The 18,852-nt window shown below is 60.1% G+C and carries 10 protein-coding genes and 4 rRNA genes; 5 read left to right on the top strand and 9 right to left on the bottom strand.

From position 1 onward, the window contains the following. Positions 1-77 precede the first annotated feature (77 nt). From ACZ5G6_RS00635 to lysS, 5 genes are all read right to left on the bottom strand, one after another. Positions 78-2,186: a S9 family peptidase gene (locus ACZ5G6_RS00635; protein WP_498688680.1), complete on the bottom strand. Its 2,109-nt coding sequence runs from the start codon at positions 2,184-2,186 to the stop codon at positions 78-80. Positions 2,187-2,340: 154 nt separating this feature from the next. Further along, positions 2,341-4,833 carry an ATP-dependent Clp protease ATP-binding subunit gene (locus ACZ5G6_RS00630; RefSeq protein WP_216922749.1) on the bottom strand — a complete coding sequence of 831 codons (2,493 nt, stop codon included), beginning with the start codon at positions 4,831-4,833 and terminating at the stop codon, positions 2,341-2,343. Between the two features lie 409 nt (positions 4,834-5,242). Further along, positions 5,243-5,569: a histone-like nucleoid-structuring protein Lsr2 gene (locus ACZ5G6_RS00625; RefSeq protein ID WP_223935302.1), complete on the bottom strand. Its 327-nt coding sequence runs from the start codon at positions 5,567-5,569 to the stop codon at positions 5,243-5,245. A gap of 128 nt (positions 5,570-5,697) precedes the next feature. Continuing rightward, positions 5,698-5,871: a hypothetical protein gene (locus ACZ5G6_RS00620; RefSeq protein WP_223935301.1), complete on the bottom strand. Its 174-nt coding sequence runs from the start codon at positions 5,869-5,871 to the stop codon at positions 5,698-5,700. Between the two features lie 2 nt (positions 5,872-5,873). Next, the gene (lysS, locus tag ACZ5G6_RS00615; RefSeq protein ID WP_223935300.1) at positions 5,874-7,403 is read right to left on the bottom strand and encodes a lysine--tRNA ligase; all 1,530 of its coding nucleotides are present in this window, start codon (positions 7,401-7,403) and stop codon (positions 5,874-5,876) included. Positions 7,404-7,459: 56 nt separating this feature from the next. Between lysS and ACZ5G6_RS00610 the strand changes: the two genes are divergently transcribed. From ACZ5G6_RS00610 to ACZ5G6_RS00600, 3 genes are all read left to right on the top strand, one after another. Next, complete coding sequence (locus tag ACZ5G6_RS00610) at positions 7,460-8,350, top strand: alpha/beta fold hydrolase (RefSeq protein ID WP_223935299.1); 891 nt, start codon at positions 7,460-7,462, stop codon at positions 8,348-8,350. Positions 8,351-8,359: 9 nt separating this feature from the next. Continuing rightward, positions 8,360-9,214, top strand: coding sequence for an alpha/beta fold hydrolase (locus tag ACZ5G6_RS00605; protein ID WP_223935298.1), 855 nt, complete (start codon positions 8,360-8,362; stop codon positions 9,212-9,214). 74 nt (positions 9,215-9,288) lie between these two features. Next, on the top strand, positions 9,289-10,122 hold the full coding sequence (locus ACZ5G6_RS00600) for an alpha/beta fold hydrolase (RefSeq protein ID WP_223935297.1): 834 nt from the start codon (positions 9,289-9,291) through the stop codon (positions 10,120-10,122). A gap of 104 nt (positions 10,123-10,226) precedes the next feature. On the opposite strand, the gene rrf (ACZ5G6_RS00595) is transcribed toward ACZ5G6_RS00600, so the two are convergent. The 3 genes from rrf (ACZ5G6_RS00595) to ACZ5G6_RS00585 form a co-directional block, all read right to left on the bottom strand. Further along, positions 10,227-10,343: ribosomal RNA gene (gene rrf / locus ACZ5G6_RS00595) — 5S ribosomal RNA — on the bottom strand. Between the two features lie 163 nt (positions 10,344-10,506). Continuing rightward, positions 10,507-13,652 (bottom strand): 23S ribosomal RNA (locus tag ACZ5G6_RS00590). 545 nt (positions 13,653-14,197) lie between these two features. Next, positions 14,198-15,718, bottom strand: a 16S ribosomal RNA gene (locus ACZ5G6_RS00585). Together the 16S, 23S and 5S rRNA genes form the textbook arrangement of a ribosomal RNA operon. 493 nt (positions 15,719-16,211) lie before the next feature. On the opposite strand from ACZ5G6_RS00585, the gene ACZ5G6_RS00580 reads away from it, so the two are divergent. Further along, entirely contained in the window at positions 16,212-16,805 is a 594-nt protein-coding gene (locus ACZ5G6_RS00580) for an HhH-GPD-type base excision DNA repair protein (RefSeq protein ID WP_498688674.1), read from the top strand. Between the two features lie 122 nt (positions 16,806-16,927). Beyond that, a complete protein-coding gene (locus ACZ5G6_RS00575) occupies positions 16,928-18,439 on the top strand; it encodes an HNH endonuclease (RefSeq protein WP_498688672.1) in 1,512 nt (503 codons plus the stop codon). A 213-nt stretch (positions 18,440-18,652) separates the two neighbouring features. On the opposite strand, the gene rrf (ACZ5G6_RS00570) is transcribed toward ACZ5G6_RS00575, so the two are convergent. Continuing rightward, positions 18,653-18,769 (bottom strand): 5S ribosomal RNA (rrf, locus tag ACZ5G6_RS00570). Between the last annotated feature and the right edge of the window lie 83 nt (positions 18,770-18,852).

The raw sequence follows: 18,852 nt of genomic DNA, 5'->3' as shown, positions 1-18,852 counted from the left end.
TGTCTGGGACATTTACGTAGCGTGCGTCTAAGCGAGGAACGAGCGAGCACGCGGTAAATGTCCCAGACATTTCGCGCTTAGAGTCCCAGCTCCTCCGGCAGGCCCACCTCCTCGCCCAGCACCTGCTTTGCCAGGAAGTGCTCCACCACTCCGTACCAAACCTTGGCGTGCTGCGGCTGCAGTACCCAGTGATTCTCGTCGGGGAAGTACAGGAACCGGTGCGGGCTCTGGCCGTTTTCATCCGCTGGCAGCTGCGACGAGGACAATAGTTCGTACCAAAGCCGCAGGCCTTCACCTATCGGGACGCGGTAGTCCTTGTCGCCATGGATCACCAGCATGGGCGTCTTGATGTTGCGTACATTCAGGTGCGGCGAGTTCTCCATCGCCATTTCCACGGTCATTTCCTTCAGCCAGTACTGTGCGGCATCCGTCGTGGGACCGAACTGGTCCAGCGCCCACAAACTGGCGTGGGTCACGATCGCCTTGAAGCGGTCAGTCTGGCCGGCCACCCAGTTGGCCATGTAGCCGCCGAAGGATCCGCCCATCGCCGCTGTACGCGACTCGTCGATATCCGCCCGCTCAACTACGGCATCGGTGATAGCCATGAGGTCCGAGAAGGGCTTCTTGCCCCATTCACCCCACCCACGCTGGATAAACTCCTGCCCGTAACCTGTGGAGAGCCCAGGGTCAGGCAGCAGCACGGCATAGCCTTTGGCAACCAGCAGCCACGGGTTCCAACGCCAGGTCCACGCGTTCCATGAGCCCAGCGGTCCACCGTGGATCCAGAGCAGGAGTGGAGCAGGGTTGTCACCGGATGCAGCTTCCGGGAGTGCCAGGTATGCCGGCACTCGAGAGCCGTCCTCCGCGGTCGTTTCCACGCGTTCGAGGTGCCCCTTGAATACAGGCCGTTCCGCCGGCGCGTTCAATCTGACCACATCCCCGGTGGAGAGCTCGATCCGCACAGCCTCAGCGGGAAACTCGTATGAGCTCCGGAGTGCGTACGCTGTGGTTCCGTCCGGCGAAACTACGACGTCGGAATATGCGGCGGCATCTTTCGTCACCCGCGTCACGCCACCGTCGGCGACGTCGATCCGGAAAACCGGCGACGCGCCGTCGTCGTCCGCTTTCACCAGGATGGCACTGCCATCCGGGAGCCAGGCCAAGGCAGTAGCCCAGCGGTCCCACTGGTGGGCGAGCGGCTCCAGGTCCGTTGTTTCGCTTCCTGATACGTCGAGCAGGTGCAACTTGACCTGCGGAGCCTGGGTTGGCGTGGTGTCACTCTCGCTCTCCACCACCAGAGTGCGGTTGTCCGGGCTGACAGGGCCCGGGAAATAGCTCATGCCTTCGCGGTCCAGAAGCACCTTGAGGGTCCCAGTGGCGACGTCGACGGCGGCAAGTACCTCACGGCTATCGGCTTTGGCGAGTGCTTTGGTGAGGCTCGTGTAAATGGTCTTCCCATCGGGGCTCACGACAGATTTGGCTTCCCGCAGGGATCCTCCGACGCCGGACGTCAGGTTCCGCAGCTTAAGACGGGCCGGGGCGTCAACGGTGGTTGGCTTGCCGGCTTCTTCCTCCTCGCCCGGCTCCACTACGAACAGGCGCGGCTCTGAAGGACCCAGGTCCGCATCCCAATAGCGGACAGGATAGCCACTATGCAGGATGGCGGATACTTTGATGTCTTTGCGGGCCTTGCGGCGTTTTTCGTCGTCCTCCTCATTGCTGGAGCCTGCCAAAACCTCGGCGTTGACGAAGATGGCGTCCGCATTCCTAGCGGCCATGACGGACCCGATACCTCCGGCGCGCGAGTGCACAACACGGGCCTCTCCCCCATCGGCGGGGAGCTGCCACAGCGCATTCACGGGATCGGCGTCAGGATCTGAATTGTCGGGATCGGGGCGGGAAGACGTGAAGTACAGATCGCCGTTGGCCGCAAAGGCGGCGCCAGCCTCTCCTTTGGAGCTCCGCGTAATCCGTCGGGCATGGCTTTGGCCGGTGGGATCGATTTCCCACAGCGCGTTGACGAACTCAGTGCCCTTGCCGTTCAGGGTTGAAACGGTTGTGACCAGGCGTTTGCCGTCGGGGCTCAGCGCCAGACCACTGACCCTGGGAATGCAGAGGTAGTGGTCGATGTCGTGAAAAGGGGTTTCAGGTCGCGTGCCCGGGGTTGGGGTCTCAGTCGAATCCATGCTCCGATTCAACACGTATTGTGCGCTTGATCACAGAGTAGTTCACTCACAGTGAAACACTACTTTCAGATATTCGCATTCGATTCGCTGGGCTTGGAAACGCCGAGGCCCCGCTCATTCCTTGCGGAATGGCGGGGCCTCAATGCTTGACACCTTACGCGGTAGGAGCAATCTCCGGGATTCGCGGCTTGGCGTTGCCTGCAAACGTGAACTTCGCGTCGTCGCCTTCGCCATCCACATCCACCACAACGATGTCACCGGAGTGCAACTCGCCGAAGAGGATCTTCTCGGAGAGTTGGTCCTCGATCTCCCGCTGGATGGTGCGGCGGAGGGGCCGGGCACCCATTGCTGGATCGTAACCACGAGTGGCCAGGAGAACCTTGGCTGCCGTGGTGAGCTCGATGCCCATGTCCTTGTCCTTGAGGCGGCGCTCCAGGCGGGTAACGAACATGTCCACGATCTCGATGATTTCGTCCTGGGTGAGCTGCGGGAACACCACGACGTCGTCAACACGGTTGAGGAACTCGGGGCGGAAGTGCTGCTTGAGCTCCTCCGTGACCCGGGCACGCATCCGGTTGTAACCGGTCTGGGTGTCCGTGCCGGACTGGAAGCCGGTTGCGACGCTCTTGGAGATATCGCGGGTACCCAGGTTGGTGGTCATGATGATCACGGTGTTCTTGAAGTCCACCACGCGGCCCTGGGAGTCGGTCAAGCGGCCATCTTCCAGGATCTGCAGGAGCGAGTTGAAGAGGTCCGCGTGGGCCTTCTCAACTTCGTCGAACAGGACCACGGAGAACGGACGGCGACGAACCTTCTCGGTCAGCTGGCCGCCTTCTTCGTAGCCGACATACCCCGGAGGTGCACCGAAGAGTCGCGAAACCGTGTGCTTCTCGGAGTACTCGGACATGTCCAGCGTGATGAGGGCGTCCTCTTCACCGAACAGGAACTCGGCAAGGGCCTTGGCGAGCTCGGTCTTGCCGACACCCGTAGGCCCGGCGAAGATGAACGAGCCACCCGGACGCTTGGGGTCCTTCAGGCCTGCACGTGTGCGGCGGATAGCCTGGGACAGGGCCTTGATGGCCTCGTCCTGGCCGACGACGCGCTTGTGCAGTTCGTCTTCCATCTTGAGGAGCCGCGAAGACTCTTCTTCGGTGAGCTTGAAGACGGGGATACCGGTGGAGTTCGCGAGAACCTCAGCGATCAGGTCTTCATCAACCTCGGAGATGTCATCCATGCCGCCGGACTTCCAGTTGCGTTCCTTCTCAGCGCGTTCGGCAATGAGCTTCTGCTCTTTGTCGCGCAGCGAAGCGGCACCCTCAAAGTCCTGGGCGTCGATGGCGGATTCCTTCTCCATCTTGACGTCGGCAATGCGCTCGTCCATGGCCTTGAGCTCCGGCGGAGCGGTCATGCGGCGGATACGCAGGCGCGCACCGGCTTCATCGATGAGGTCAATCGCCTTGTCCGGCAGGAAGCGGTCCGAAATGTAGCGTTCGGCCAGCTGCGCGGCTGAGGCGAGGGCGCCGTCGGTAATCGTTACGCGGTGGTGTGCCTCGTAGCGGTCCCGGAGGCCCTTCAGGATCTCGATCGCGTGGGCAACGGAAGGCTCCTTGACCTGGATCGGCTGGAACCGGCGTTCGAGCGCGGCATCCTTCTCAATGTGCTTGCGGTACTCATCCAGCGTGGTGGCACCAATAGTCTGGAGTTCACCACGGGCAAGCATCGGCTTCAGGATGGATGCAGCATCGATGGCGCCTTCAGCAGCACCTGCACCAACGAGGGTGTGGATCTCGTCGATGAAGAGGATGATGTCACCGCGCGTGCGGATCTCCTTGAGGACCTTCTTCAGGCGCTCCTCGAAGTCACCACGGTAACGCGAGCCGGCAACCAGCGAACCAAGGTCAAGCGTGTACAGCTGCTTGTCCTTGATGGTCTCCGGGACGTCGCCGCGGACAATCGCCTGGGCAAGGCCTTCGACGACGGCCGTCTTACCGACGCCGGGCTCACCGATCAGCACGGGGTTGTTCTTGGTGCGGCGGGAGAGGACCTGCATGACGCGTTCCATCTCCTGCTCGCGGCCGATCACGGGATCGAGCTTGTTCTCGCGTGCAGCCTGGGTGAGGTTGCGTCCGAACTGGTCCAGCACCACCGAACCTGCCGGGGTTCCCTCCGGCTGGCCCTGGCTGGAACCCGAACCGGCGGCTTCCTTGCCCTGGTAGCCGGAAAGCAGCTGGATGACCTGCTGGCGGACACGGTTAAGGTCCGCACCGAGCTTGACCAGCACCTGGGCAGCAACGCCTTCGCCCTCACGGATGAGGCCGAGCAGGATGTGCTCAGTTCCGATGTAATTGTGGCCGAGCTGCAGTGCTTCGCGGAGCGAAAGCTCAAGCACCTTCTTGGCGCGCGGCGTGAAGGGGATGTGCCCGGACGGAGCCTGCTGGCCCTGGCCGATGATCTCCTGCACCTGTTCGCGGACGCCATCGAGCGAAATGCTCAGGGACTCAAGCGCCTTTGCGGCAACGCCTTCACCCTCGTGGATCAGACCCAAGAGGATGTGCTCGGTACCAATGTAATTGTGATTGAGCATCCGTGCCTCTTCTTGGGCAAGGACAACCACGCGACGGGCACGGTCCGTAAATCTCTCAAACATTTCGCCACACTCCTAGCTACGACGTACTTTGATGCTACGTGCCGAAGCCCGACTTTTGGAGCGTGTTCGCCACAGGGGAAACATGACGCCCAGCGGAATAAACCTGGCACCCCCCTCGCTGCGAGGATGGCCGCCCGGGGAACGCCGTCCCGCCTGGACGCGGCGGCGCGCCAACGAGGTATTCAGCTTGTTCAGGGCACCGGCTGGTCGAGCAAACGCGGGCAAGTGGCCGACCCTCGCTTTGGGCTGTCCCAAAAGTCCCGGATAAACCCGGCTGTGGGTGCCGGAACGATTCACGGAATATTCCCAGGGGTGGTCCGGGCATGCCTCCGGAAGGCCAGCCAACAAACTATGGGCTTAAAAACCTAATGCCCCGGCAGTACCTGCCGGGGCATTGAAGGCGGGTGAATCAGGAATTGGCCTTCTGGTACGCTTCCTGAATTTCAGCCTGAATGCGTCCGCGACTGTTTACGGTGTAACCGTTGTCACGGGCCCATTGACGGATCTGCGCCGAATCCTGGTTTCTGGTGGCAGTTGCACGGCCACGTGTTGCACGGCCCGAGGAGGTCTTCCTGGCTTTGGCTACATAGGGCTCCAGTGCTTTGCGCAAGGAGTCTGCGTTAGCCGTGGACAAGTCCATCTCGTAGCTCACGCCGTCCAGCCCGAAGCGGACAGTTTCGTCCGCTGACCCTTCATCCAGGTCATCAACGAGGATGATTTTTACTTTCTGTGCCATGAGTAGCCTCTCTTTTGGAGGGTTGGATAATCAGAAATATGAGGGTTCCTATTCCTGATTATCGTTCACGCCGAGCATGCACGTCAAAGGCACATTTGGATTCCTGCTAAGGGCACCCAATTTGCAGGCTATTTAGCCGCCGGGCCCTCACCCTCGGGGCCGGAATTCCGCAAATTTGCCTCCGCCTGGGCACGGGCTTCTGCCTGCCGCTCGGATTTGTCCGCATTGAAGATGGACTTCATGGCAAACCAGAAGATCAATCCAACAACGACCGATGGCGCCAGGACTGCGATGTATTCCATGGTCAGTGTCCTTCGGGCTTCAGCAGGGGGAACAAAATGGTCTCGCGGATACCCGCGCCGGTGAACAACATGACCAGGCGATCAATGCCGAGCCCGATGCCACCCATGGGCGGGGCACCGTATTCAAGGGCGCGAAGGAAGTCTTCGTCCAGTTGCATGGCCTCCACGTCGCCTGCGGCAGAACGGCGTGACTGCTCAGTGAGCCGTTCGCGCTGGATAACGGGGTCGATGAGTTCGGAGAATGCCGTCCCGCGCTCCATGCCCCCAATGATCAGGTCCCATGCCTCGATGAGCCGGCCGTCTTCGCGATGCGGACGGGCGAGCGGTTGGGCGGACGGCGGGTAGTCGTACACGAACGTCGGGTTCAGCAGCGTGGGCTCCACGATCTCGCCAAAGAGCTCCACCACGATCTTCTCGGCTTCCCACTTGGGGTCAACCTTGACCTCGTGCTTGGCGGCGAGCGCCAGCAGCTCCTCCACCGTAGTGTCCGGAGTGACCTCCACGCCAACGGCTTCGGAAAGACCCGGGTACACCGATACCCAAGCCCATTCGCCGTCGAGGTTGATCTCGCCGGCGTCCGTCTGGATGGTACGGGTACCAACAACGTCCGCCACGTTCAGGATGATTTCCTTCATGCGCTCAGCCATGACGAACTGGTCCGCCCAGGCTTCGTAGCATTCCAGGGTGGTGAATTCGGGGCTGTGCGTGGAGTCCACGCCTTCGTTGCGGAAAACACGGCCCATGTCGTAAACGCGGTCGATGCCACCAACAACTGCGCGCTTAAGGAAGAGCTCGGTAGCGATGCGCAGGGTCATCTTCTGGTCGAACGCATTCATGTGCGTCTCGAACGGACGGGCCGTAGCACCACCATGGACCAGCTGCAGGATGGGAGTCTCCACCTCCACGTAACCGTGGCGGTCCAGGGTGTCGCGGACGGACCTCGTGATGGCGGCGCGCTTATAGACCATCTCCCGGGCTTCGTCACGGACCATGAGGTCCACGTAGCGCTGACGAACACGGGTTTCCTCGTTCAGCTCTGCGTGCAGGACCGGGAGCGGGCGCAGGGCCTTGGAGGCCATGGACCACGAATCTGCCATGACGGAGAGCTCACCACGACGGGAGGAAATGACCTCACCCTTGATGAACACGTGGTCGCCAAGGTCAACCAGGGCCTTCCAATCGGCCAACGCTTCCTCGCCCACATTGGCCAGGCTCAGCATTGCCTGGAGGCGGACGCCCTTGCCGTCAACGCCACCTTCCTGGAGGGTGGCGAAGCAGAGCTTGCCCGTGTTGCGAACGAACACGACCCGGCCCGTGACGCCCACGATGTCACCGGTGGTCTCGTCGGCTTCCAGGTGTGCATACTTTTCGCGGATCTCACTCAAGGAATGCGTCCGCTCAACGCCCACAGGATAGGCCTCCGTGCCGCGTTCGATCAGCTTGGCGCGCTTGTCCATGCGGATACGCATTTGCTCGCTGGCGTCGACGGGCTCTGCGGAGGTGTTCAGGGCTGGGGTGTTTGCGGAAGTCACAGTCCTTAAGTTTACCGTTGATTACGGGCCTCTACGTCCGGACATAGACTCGGGCTGTGGAGACGTGGACAGTTGAAACGGACGACGGCGGCGGGCAGCTTGAGGTGCACTCCTTCCGGCCCGTTTCCGGTGCATCAATTCCGGGGTCCAAGGCACCTGCTGAACCGTCCGGCGTCGTCGTGATCCATGGCACTTTGGTGACCGATTCCCTTTACTGGCCCTTCGCGCGGACGTTGAGCCTCATGCTGGGACGACCGGTTCATTGCTACAACCGTCGCGGACGCGGCCATTCGGCGCCGCAACCGCCCGGATACTCCGCCGACACCGAGATTGCCGACCTTCAGTCAGTGATGCGCAGGACAGGTTCAACGGACGTCGTGGCGCACAGCTATGGGGGTTTCGTGGCGCTTCAGGCAGCGCGCAGCACGAAGATCCACCGCTTGGTCACCTATGATGCCGCTGTCTCGTTATCCGGAAATCTGCATGGCCGGTGGCGTCCGGAACTGGAAGCGGCGGTCACCGCCGGCCAACTGGATCACGCGTGGGCCCATCTGGTGCAGGGTTTGGGAACCGCCGGTCCCATCTCGTACCTGCCCATGGGGGCCTTGCGGATGTTGAGCATCCTCTCAGCACAGACGCGGCTGGGCCTGGAAATGCGCTCCCTGTTGCCCACCGCCGTCGCCGAGATGCGCGCGGTCCTCGACGCCGACACACACCTTCAAGACTTCACTTCGCTCGTGACTCCGACACTTATGCTTAGTGGTGGTTGGAGTCCGTCCTACTTCGCCGAAACCGGCCGCATCCTCGCTGGAGCCGTTCCGGCCATCGACTTCGCCATTGTTCCCCTGCAGTTCCATGAGGGTCCTTTGCGACCCGGCAGGCGGCTTGCAGCCCGAATCGCCCGCTTCCTTTCAGGAGGGCCCGTACCCACAGCCAGCGCGTCCTAGGATGAACCGGTGAGGGAACGCGACATCAAAACGCACGACGGCGGCAACCTGGCCCTGTACAGCTACGGCACGGAAGACGCACCCGGGGAGCGCCGCGTGGTCCTGATCGGCGGCGCGTTCCTCACCGCCCTCATCTACCGGCCCTTTTCCATCGCCCTCGCCAAGGGCCTCGGTGACGGGTGGGCAGTGGACGTCTACGATCGCAGGGGCCGCGGCAAGTCCAGTGACCAACCACATAACTACTCCATGGCCACGGAAATTGCGGACGTGCGCACCATCATGGATGCCACCAATGCGAGGAACATCCTCGGCCACAGCTTGGGTGGATCGGTGGCCCTCAACGCTGCTCAGGCGTTCGCCGGTACACCCCACCAACCGGATAGGCTCGCCGTTTACGATGCCGCCGTGAATATCGACGGAAGCATGGATACCAACTGGATGGCCGGTTTCGAGGACTCCGTGAACAAAGGCAATATCAACGTTGCAATGGCCAGGATGAAGCGGGGAATGCATCCCGGAAGTGCCCTGGCCCGGATCCCTGAACCAGTACTGGTGGGCCTCATGGCGGTGGTTTCGCGGACCAAGGTCAACACGATGTTCCGTGAGCTCATGCCATCGGGGGTCGGAGAACTCAAGGCCGCATTTGACGCGTCGGAAACTCCGCGCGATTTCTCCGTCCTACCTCGCAACACCCACTTCATGGTGGGCAAGAAGAGCCCGCAGTACTACAAGGTGACCGCAGCACGTTTGCACGCGGCTGTTCCCGGAAGCACCCTCGAGATATCGCCAAAGGGCTTCCATGGTTCGGTTCCCGCGGCTGTCTCGGAACTCGTCACGGACATTTCTGACTACTTCAAGACCTGACAGGTATGGGCCCGTTGTCCACATAAAGGGTGGGCGTGCTGCAAGCTTTCAGGTGGCTCGGTTAGGCTCAAGACATGACGCGCGAGATCATCACCACAGCGGACGGCGGACACCTCGAAGTACTGACCACTGGCGGTGACCTGGCAGCGGCGGGGTCCGGCGTTGTGGTTGTGCCTGCCTCAATGGTGACAGCCTCTGATTACACACGTTTCGCGCAGAAACTAAGCGAGTCCCTTGGCCGGCCTGTCCACACTTTCAACCGCCGCGGACGCGGTCAATCGTCTCCCCAGGCCGAGGACTATACCCTCGAAGCCGACATCCGGGACCTCGATTCGGTCATGAAACACACCTCCAGCACGGACGTGTTCGGGCACAGCTTTGGCGGCGCAGTGGCGCTGCATGCAGCACGGACGTTGCCCGTGGAGCGACTCGCTGTTTACGATCCCGCTGTCTCGGTCAACCACAGCGTCAAGGCTGACTGGACGCCGGACTATGAACGCGCGACGGCGGCAGGAGACTACGATCGCGGCCTCGCCGTACTCATCAAGGGAGTAGAGACAGGTGGCGCCTTTGCGCGCATGCCCCTGTCCATGTTGACGCTGGCTACGAAGCTGACCGCCGGAACACCCATGGGCAAGCAGATGCGGGAGCTCATGACCTGTGGTGTCCGCGAAATCAAAGCCGTGATTGCTGCCGACATGCCCGCCGAGCCGTTCCTTGAACTGCCCCTTGAAACGCTGATCGTTGTGGGGGAGAAAAGCCCCGCATACTTCGGCGTCGCATGCGGCCAAATCCACGACGTCCTGTCCGGTTCGAGCTACACAATCCTCCCCGGATTTGGGCACGACGGTCCTAACAAGGCGCCGGACAAGCTCATCGCGGAGTTGTCTGGGTTCTTCTCAGGCTAGGGATTTCCCACAACTGCCCCGGCCGTGAGGGTCGGGGCTTGCCTGGTTTAAATGTGGGAGACCCCCCGACCTGGTGTGGGTTGGGGGGTCTCTACCTAATGTGTGTCCGGCGGTGTCCTACTCTCCCACACCCTCCCGGGTGCAGTACCATCGGCGCTGTGGGTCTTAGCTTCCGGGTTCGGAATGGGACCGGGCGTTTCCCCCACGCTATGACCGCCGTAACCTTGTTACCCGTCCCCCGCCTTTTTTGCCGGTTGGTTCCGGTTGGGGGTGGGAAGTTTTGTGGTTACAACATTGTGGTGTTGTTATTTAGTTGTGTTTGTTCCTGTGAGCAACGGTGTTGTTGTTCGGGAACCACATAGTGGACGCGTGCAGTGTTTGTGTGTGGTGTAAGTTGTTGGCCTATTAGTACCGGTCAGCTTCACGAGTCTTTGGTCCTCGCTTCCACATCCGGCCTATCAACCCAGTGGTCTGGCTGGGGGCCTCTCACACAAATTGTGTATGGAAATCTCATCTTGAAGCGAGCTTCCCGCTTAGATGCTTTCAGCGGTTATCCCATCCGAACGTAGCTAATCAGCGGTGCACTTGGCAGTACAACTGACACACCAGAGGTTCGTCCGTCCCGGTCCTCTCGTACTAAGGACAGCCCTTCTCAAATTTCCTGCGCGCGCAGCGGATAGGGACCGAACTGTCTCACGACGTTCTAAACCCAGCTCGCGTACCGCTTTAATGGGCGAACAGCCCAACCCTTGGGACCTACTCCAGCCCCAGGATGCGACGAGCCGACATCGAGGTGCCAAACCATGCCGTCGATATGGACTCTTGGGCAAGATCAGCCTGTTATCCCCGAGGTACCTTTTATCCGTTGAGCGACGGCCATTCCACAATGTACCGCCGGATCACTAGTCCCGACTTTCGTCCCTGCTTGAGATGTCTCTCTCACAGTCAAGCTCCCTTGTGCACTTACACTCGACACCTGATTGCCAACCAGGCTGAGGGAACCTTTGGGCGCCTCCGTTACTTTTTAGGAGGCAACCGCCCCAGTTAAACTACCCATCAGGCACTGTCCCTGACCCGGATCACGGGCCGAAGTTAGATGTCCAAAGTGACCAGAGTGGTATTTCAACGATGACTCCACCCGAACTGGCGTCCGGGTTTCAACGTCTCCCACCTATCCTACACAAGCCACTCCGAACACCAATACCAAACTATAGTAAAGGTCTCGGGGTCTTTCCGTCCTGCTGCGCGTAACGAGCATCTTTACTCGTACTGCAATTTCGCCGAGTTTATGGTTGAGACAGCGGGGAAGTCGTTACTCCATTCGTGCAGGTCGGAACTTACCCGACAAGGAATTTCGCTACCTTAGGATGGTTATAGTTACCACCGCCGTTTACTGGGGCTTAAATTCTCAGCTTCGCCACACAAGGTGGCTAACCGGTCCTCTTAACCTTCCAGCACCGGGCAGGAGTCAGTCCGTATACATCGTCTTGCGACTTCGCACGGACCTGTGTTTTTAGTAAACAGTCGCTTCCCCCTGGTCTCTGCGGCCCACACCCGCTCCACAGAGCAAGTCTGTATCACGGGGCAGGCCCCCCTTCTCCCGAAGTTACGGGGGCATTTTGCCGAGTTCCTTAACCATAATTCTCTCGATCGCCTTGGTATTCTCTACCTGATCACCTGTGTCGGTTTGGGGTACGGGCGGCTAAAACCTCGCGTCGATGCTTTTCTTGGCAGCATAGGATCACCGGATCCCCCCTTACGGGAGTCCCATCAGATCTCAGGATCGTGCTCGAAACACACAGGAACGGATTTGCCTATCCCTGACCCTACATCCTTGGACCGGGGCAACCATCGCCCGGCCCGGCTACCTTCCTGCGTCACACCTGTTAATACGCTTACCTCCCGGGATCAGGTCCCGCGCTCGGCCAAAACCCACACACCACAAGGGTGATAGGGCAGGCTCCGGGCGGTTAGTATCCCCCGCTTGGCATGGGCGGTTTTTCGCCGGTACGGGAATATCAACCCGTTGTCCATCGACTACGCCTGTCGGCCTCGCCTTAGGTCCCGACTTACCCAGGGCAGATTAGCTTGACCCTGGAACCCTTGATCATTCGGCGGACGGGTTTCTCACCCGTCTTTCGCTACTCATGCCTGCATTCTCACTCGTGTAGGCTCCACCGCTGGTTTCCACCGCGACTTCACTGCCCACACGACGCTCCCCTACCACTCCACACCCCTGAACCACGAAGGCTAGGGCAATGTGTGAAATCCACAACTTCGGCGGTGTACTTGAGCCCCGCTACATTGTCGGCGCGGAATCACTTGACCAGTGAGCTATTACGCACTCTTTCAAGGATGGCTGCTTCTAAGCCAACCTCCTGGTTGTCTTCGCAACTCCACATCCTTTCCCACTTAGCACACGCTTAGGGGCCTTAGTTGGTGGTCTGGGCTGTTTCCCTCTCGACTATGAAGCTTATCCCCCACAGTCTCACTGCTGCGCTCTCACTTACCGGCATTCGGAGTTTGGCTGACGTCAGTAACCTTGTAGGGCCCATCGGCCATCCAGTAGCTCTACCTCCGGCAAGAAACACGCAACGCTGCACCTAAATGCATTTCGGGGAGAACCAGCTATCACGGAGTTTGATTGGCCTTTCACCCCTACCCACAGCTCATCCCCTCCATTTTCAACTGAAGTGGGTTCGGTCCTCCACGACGTCTTACCGTCGCTTCAACCTGGCCATGGGTAGATCACTCCGCTTCGGGTCTAGATCACGCCACTACACTCGCCCTGTTCAGACTCGCTTTCGCTACGGCTACCCCACACGGGTTAACCTCGCGACGTAACACTAACTCGCAGGCTCATTCTTCAAAAGGCACGCCGTCACCAGAATCAGACTGGCTCCGACGGATTGTAAGCACACGGTTTCAGGTACTGTTTCACTCCCCTCCCGGGGTACTTTTCACCTTTCCCTCACGGTACTGGTCCGCTATCGGTCATTAGGAAGTATTTAGGCTTATCAGGTGGTCCTGACAGATTCGCACGGGATTTCTCGGGCCCCGTGCTACTTGGGATCCTCTCCAGGCGGTACACAACATTACGGTTACGGGGCTCACACCCTCTCTGGCCGGCCTTTCAAGACCGTTCACCTATGCCTGCACTACACACCCCACCAGTCCGGCAGAACCAGTACGGAAAGTCCCACAACCCCGCCCATGCAACGCCCGCCGGCTATCACACATGGAAACGGTTTAGCCTGATCCGCGTTCGCTCGCCACTACTAACGGAATCACTCTTGTTTTCTCTTCCTGCGGGTACTGAGATGTTTCACTTCCCCGCGTTCCCCCCACGCACCCTATGTGTTCAGATGCGGGTCACACAATCACCTTGCAGCGTTGTGCGGGGTTTCCCCATTCGGACATCCTGGGATCAACGCTCGGTTATCAACTCCCCCAGGCTTATCGCAGATTCCTACGTCCTTCTTCGGCTCCTAATGCCAAGGCATCCACCGTGTGCCCTTAAAAACTTGACCACACAAGATCAATAAACTTACTCGAGAGAACCATGCGCCACTTGGGCCCAAGGTTCATTCATAAGAAATTGCTGTAAGAACACACACACGTGTGTGTGTGTGTTCTAGATGCTCGCGTCCACTATGTAGTTCTCAAACAACAACCCCATCAACCAGACCCCCGGACACCACAACCCACAACACGGGGCTGATAACAGTGACCGGCAATACCGGAAGCAGGAACAAGAAGAAACACCAGAACTGTGCCCCCCTGCATTGCTGCAAAAGGTCCTGTTGCCTCAGGACCCAACAGTGCGCCAAACACAACCCACACAATCCACGCCCCGGCACGTTCCTGACAACACCCCACCACCACAAAAGCAGAAAAAGGCGTTGCCGTACTGGCACCAGGACACAACCGGTAAAGGCCATGCCAAAAAACTTTGATTCGTTGATATTCCACCCATGAGCACCCACCGCAGAACAGACGCCTGCGCAATGGGCAACACTGACAACCACCACGCACCCGCATACACGGACACCAGCAGTTGTTAGCAGCTCCTTAGAAAGGAGGTGATCCAGCCGCACCTTCCGGTACGGCTACCTTGTTACGACTTAGTCCCAATCGCCGGTCCCACCTTCGACGGCTCCCCCCACAAGGGTTAGGCCACCGGCTTCGGGTGTTACCAACTTTCGTGACTTGACGGGCGGTGTGTACAAGGCCCGGGAACGTATTCACCGCAGCGTTGCTGATCTGCGATTACTAGCGACTCCGACTTCATGGGGTCGAGTTGCAGACCCCAATCCGAACTGAGACCGGCTTTTTGGGATTAGCTCCACCTCACAGTATCGCAACCCTTTGTACCGGCCATTGTAGCATGCGTGAAGCCCAAGACATAAGGGGCATGATGATTTGACGTCGTCCCCACCTTCCTCCGAGTTGACCCCGGCAGTCTCCTATGAGTCCCCGGCCGAACCGCTGGCAACATAGAACGAGGGTTGCGCTCGTTGCGGGACTTAACCCAACATCTCACGACACGAGCTGACGACAACCATGCACCACCTGTAAACCGGCCGCAAGCGGGGCACCTGTTTCCAGGTCTTTCCGGTTCATGTCAAGCCTTGGTAAGGTTCTTCGCGTTGCATCGAATTAATCCGCATGCTCCGCCGCTTGTGCGGGCCCCCGTCAATTCCTTTGAGTTTTAGCCTTGCGGCCGTACTCCCCAGGCGGGGCACTTAATGCGTTAGCTACGGCGCGGAAAACGTGGAATGTCCCCCACACCTAGTGCCCAACGTTTACGGCATGGACTACCAGGGTATCTAATCCTGTTCGCTCCCCATGCTTTCGCTCCTCAGCGTCAGTTACAGCCCAGAGACCTGCCTTCGCCATCGGTGTTCCTCCTGATATCTGCGCATTTCACCGCTACACCAGGAATTCCAGTCTCCCCTACTGCACTCTAGTCTGCCCGTACCCACTGCAGAACCGGAGTTGAGCCCCGGTCTTTCACAGCAGACGCGACAAACCGCCTACGAGCTCTTTACGCCCAATAATTCCGGATAACGCTTGCGCCCTACGTATTACCGCGGCTGCTGGCACGTAGTTAGCCGGCGCTTCTTCTGCAGGTACCGTCACTTTCGCTTCTTCCCTACTGAAAGAGGTTTACAACCCGAAGGCCGTCATCCCTCACGCGGCGTCGCTGCATCAGGCTTTCGCCCATTGTGCAATATTCCCCACTGCTGCCTCCCGTAGGAGTCTGGGCCGTGTCTCAGTCCCAGTGTGGCCGGTCACCCTCTCAGGCCGGCTACCCGTCGTCGCCTTGGTAGGCCATTACCCCACCAACAAGCTGATAGGCCGCGAGTCCATCCAAAACCACAAAAGCTTTCCACCCCCCACCATGCGATGAGGAGTCATATCCGGTATTAGACCCAGTTTCCCAGGCTTATCCCAGAGTCAAGGGCAGGTTACTCACGTGTTACTCACCCGTTCGCCACTAATCCCCCCAGCAAGCTGGAGATCATCGTTCGACTTGCATGTGTTAAGCACGCCGCCAGCGTTCATCCTGAGCCAGGATCAAACTCTCCGTTGAAAACAAAAAAATCAAACAGACACAACCACACCCACCGGAAATAACGACGGACCATGGCTGCACAAAATTCGAAACCAGCTGAAAACCAGACCACTACACACGGGGGTGCGCAGCAATCCGGCCATAATTTCAACCAATCAATAAAACAATCGGCATCAACAAACTTGGCACACTATTGAGTTCTCAAACAACAGACCCTCCAAAACATCACCCCGCACAGCGCACCACAAAAGCAGCGCACCCAACAAGGCCATTGGAAAAGAAGAGTTATTTTTGGCCGCCTACCGAACCGTACACACCTTCCGGCTTTCCGTTTCGCACCCGGCGACTCAGAAAACAATACACGCCCCACAACCCCAACGCAAATCCACCCCAACAACCATCAAACACACCCCCCAAACCCCGCCAGCCGGCCGTCGTCGACCACTTCTTTCACCCCAGTAGTGTGGCCACGAAGCTGCCTCCGATGACGGCCGTGCGCACTGGTGGGAGGATGGAAAGCATGGAACTTCACATCACAGGAGATGCCGCCGCCGATCAGCTGTTGAGTGACGATGCTTTCGCCTTGCTGACCGGCATGTTGCTCGACCAACAGGTAACCATGGAGTCCGCATTTGCCGGTCCTGAGAAAATCCGTGCGCGGCTTGGATCACTGGATCCCGGCACGATCGCAGGCTACGATCCCGAGGGCTTCGTGGAAGTTTTCAAAGAACGCCCCGCCGTCCACCGATTCCCAGGCTCCATGGCCGGCAGAGTCCAAGCCCTCGCCGAAACGGTACACCGGGATTGGAATGGAGACGCCGCGGCAATCTGGACCAGCGGCAATCCCGACGGCTCTGAGGTACTGCGTCGGCTCAAGGCCTTGCCTGGCTTCGGAGAGCAGAAGGCAAAGATCTTCCTGGCCCTCCTTGGCAAGCAATGCGGCCTTCAAGCCAACGGTTGGCGGGAAGCAGCCGGCCACTATGGCGAAGAAGGCGCATACCTCTCTGTGGCCGACATCGTCGATCCTGACTCCCTAGTGAAGGTCCGGGCCAGCAAGCAAGCGGCCAAAGCAGCCGCGAAGGCTTCGAAGACATCGAACGCCTGACTTCGTCAGAGCCACCGGCACCTAACGCGCTGTTCTTCATGGCATTCCGCACTTTCCAGCTTTATCCACATAGATGGACTTAGGCCTGCTGTGGGGCTGTGCAGGCTGGAAGAGTGTTTTCCATGGACGGCGTTCTGGAGCGGGATGAGGCTACTGAGGTTTCGGGCGCGCTTGTTCTTGTGCCTGGTGGCTCGGAGGTTGGGGCGTTGCTCGCCGTGTTGGGCTCTTTTCGCGTCAGCGCGGACAGCGCCGGTCTAATCGACCAGATAAGAGGCCTGGAAAACGCGAAATCCGCCATCGCAGCCTTGCAGGCGAAAGCGTCGGTGGCGTTTGACCTGGCCCACCGCCATGAACAAGCGGCCGCCGGGGTGCCCGTATCGGAGCAGGGCCAGGGTGTGGCTGCGCAGCTCGCGTTGGCCCGGCGCGAATCGCCCAACCGCGGATCGCGTCTCCTCGGATTGGCGAAAGCCCTCGTCACGGAGATGCCCCGCACCATGGCCGCCCTGGAAACCGGGCAGCTCAACGAATGGCGGGCCACCCTGCTCGTGAAGGAAACAGCCTGCCTGTCCGCCGAAGACCGCTGCGTGGTGGATGAGGAGCTCGCCCCCGATACCGGAACCTTCGACGGCGCCGGAGATCGGGCGATCATCGCCGCCGCGAAAGCCGCCGCCTACCGCCGGGATCCCCGCTCCATCACCCAGCGCGCGGCCCGCGCCGCAACCGAACGGCACGTCAGCCTTCGCCCGGCGCCGGACACCATGACCATCCTCACCGCCCTGCTGCCCGTCGCCCAAGGCGTCGCAGCCTACACCGCGCTCACCCGGGCGGCTGATTCGGCCCGATCCGGCGGTGACACCCGCACCCGCGGCCAGCTCATGGCCGACACCCTCGTCGAACGCCTCACCGGCACACCCGGCGGCATCACCGGCGTTGACGTCCAACTGGTGATGACGGACCGCACGCTTTTCCAAGGCGATGCCGAACCCGCACGGCTCCAAGGCTACGGAATCGTCCCCGCAGAATGGGCAAGAACGTTACTCGCTGGCGGACCCGCTGAAGCCGAGCGCGGTGAGGACCGTCCTACGGAACCCGCGCACACTGGGTCTGGCCCCACGGAGCCCGGACCCGCGAGGCGCAGCCCCACTGACCCAGGCACAGGGCATGACTTCAAGGTGTTTCTCCGCCGGCTCTACACCTCCCCCGCCAGCGGCGAACTGCTGGCCATGGACTCCAAAGCACGACTCTTCCCACCCAGGATGCGCCGCTTCATCGAAACCCGCGACGACACCTGCCGCACCCCCTACTGCGACGCACCCATCCGCCACATCGACCACGTCATTCCCTGGCACGACGGCGGACCCACCAGCCTGGAAAACGGCGCCGGGCTCTGCGAAGCCTGCAACCAAACCAAAGAAAAAAGTGGCTGGAACGTAAGAACGATTCCCAGATCCGGGACCCTACGCGGGAACGTGCCTCACGACGTGCACACACTTCGAATCGGGACCCCGACAGGACACGCCTATCTATCGACGGCGCCCCCGTTGCCTGGGCACGTCCGTGTTGCGGGTTCAGCCAGAAGCGATGTGGATTCGGCGCCGCGGCATCTGCGTGCCCGCCCTGTTATGGGGTCGTGAACCTCGGGAGCTAGCGGTGGGCCAGGTGTGGGTGGTCGATCATTTGGGTACTGGCCAGCGCGCGCCGGACTACAAGGGAAGTTAACGACAAAAGGGCCTCCACGATGGTGGCGGCCCTTTATTGGGTTCACAGATAGGCTGACGCGGCTTGCCTGGTTAAATGTGGGAGACCCCCCGACCTGGTGTGGGTTGGGGGGTCTCTACCTAATGTGTGTCCGGCGGTGTCCTACTCTCCCACACCCTCCCGGGTGCAGTACCATCGGCGCTGTGGGTCTTAGCTTCCGGGTTCGGAATGGGACCGGGCGTTTCCCCCACGCTATGACCGCCGTAACCTTGTTACCCGTCCCCCCGCTTGGCCGGTTGTGGTCCGGTGGGGGTGGGAAGTTTTGTGGTTACAACATTGTGGTGTTGTT

The organism is Arthrobacter sp. TmtSoilC51 (genome assembly GCF_055388015.1).
The sequence above is the reverse complement of the archived record's forward strand: the minus strand, read 5'-3'. Positions and strand labels throughout refer to the sequence as shown.

Excerpts from the sequence above, each read along its gene's own strand:
- ACZ5G6_RS00575 (WP_498688672.1), top strand. The coding sequence starts at position 16,928 with ATGGACGGCGTTCTGGAGCGGGATGAGGCTACTGAGGTTTCGGGCGCG.
- ACZ5G6_RS00630 (WP_216922749.1), bottom strand. The coding sequence starts at position 4,833 with ATGTTTGAGAGATTTACGGACCGTGCCCGTCGCGTGGTTGTCCTTGCC.
- ACZ5G6_RS00635 (WP_498688680.1), bottom strand. The coding sequence starts at position 2,186 with ATGGATTCGACTGAGACCCCAACCCCGGGCACGCGACCTGAAACCCCT.
- ACZ5G6_RS00600 (WP_223935297.1), top strand. The coding sequence starts at position 9,289 with ATGACGCGCGAGATCATCACCACAGCGGACGGCGGACACCTCGAAGTA.
- ACZ5G6_RS00625 (WP_223935302.1), bottom strand. The coding sequence starts at position 5,569 with ATGGCACAGAAAGTAAAAATCATCCTCGTTGATGACCTGGATGAAGGG.
- ACZ5G6_RS00620 (WP_223935301.1), bottom strand. The coding sequence starts at position 5,871 with ATGGAATACATCGCAGTCCTGGCGCCATCGGTCGTTGTTGGATTGATC.
- ACZ5G6_RS00580 (WP_498688674.1), top strand. The coding sequence starts at position 16,212 with ATGGAAAGCATGGAACTTCACATCACAGGAGATGCCGCCGCCGATCAG.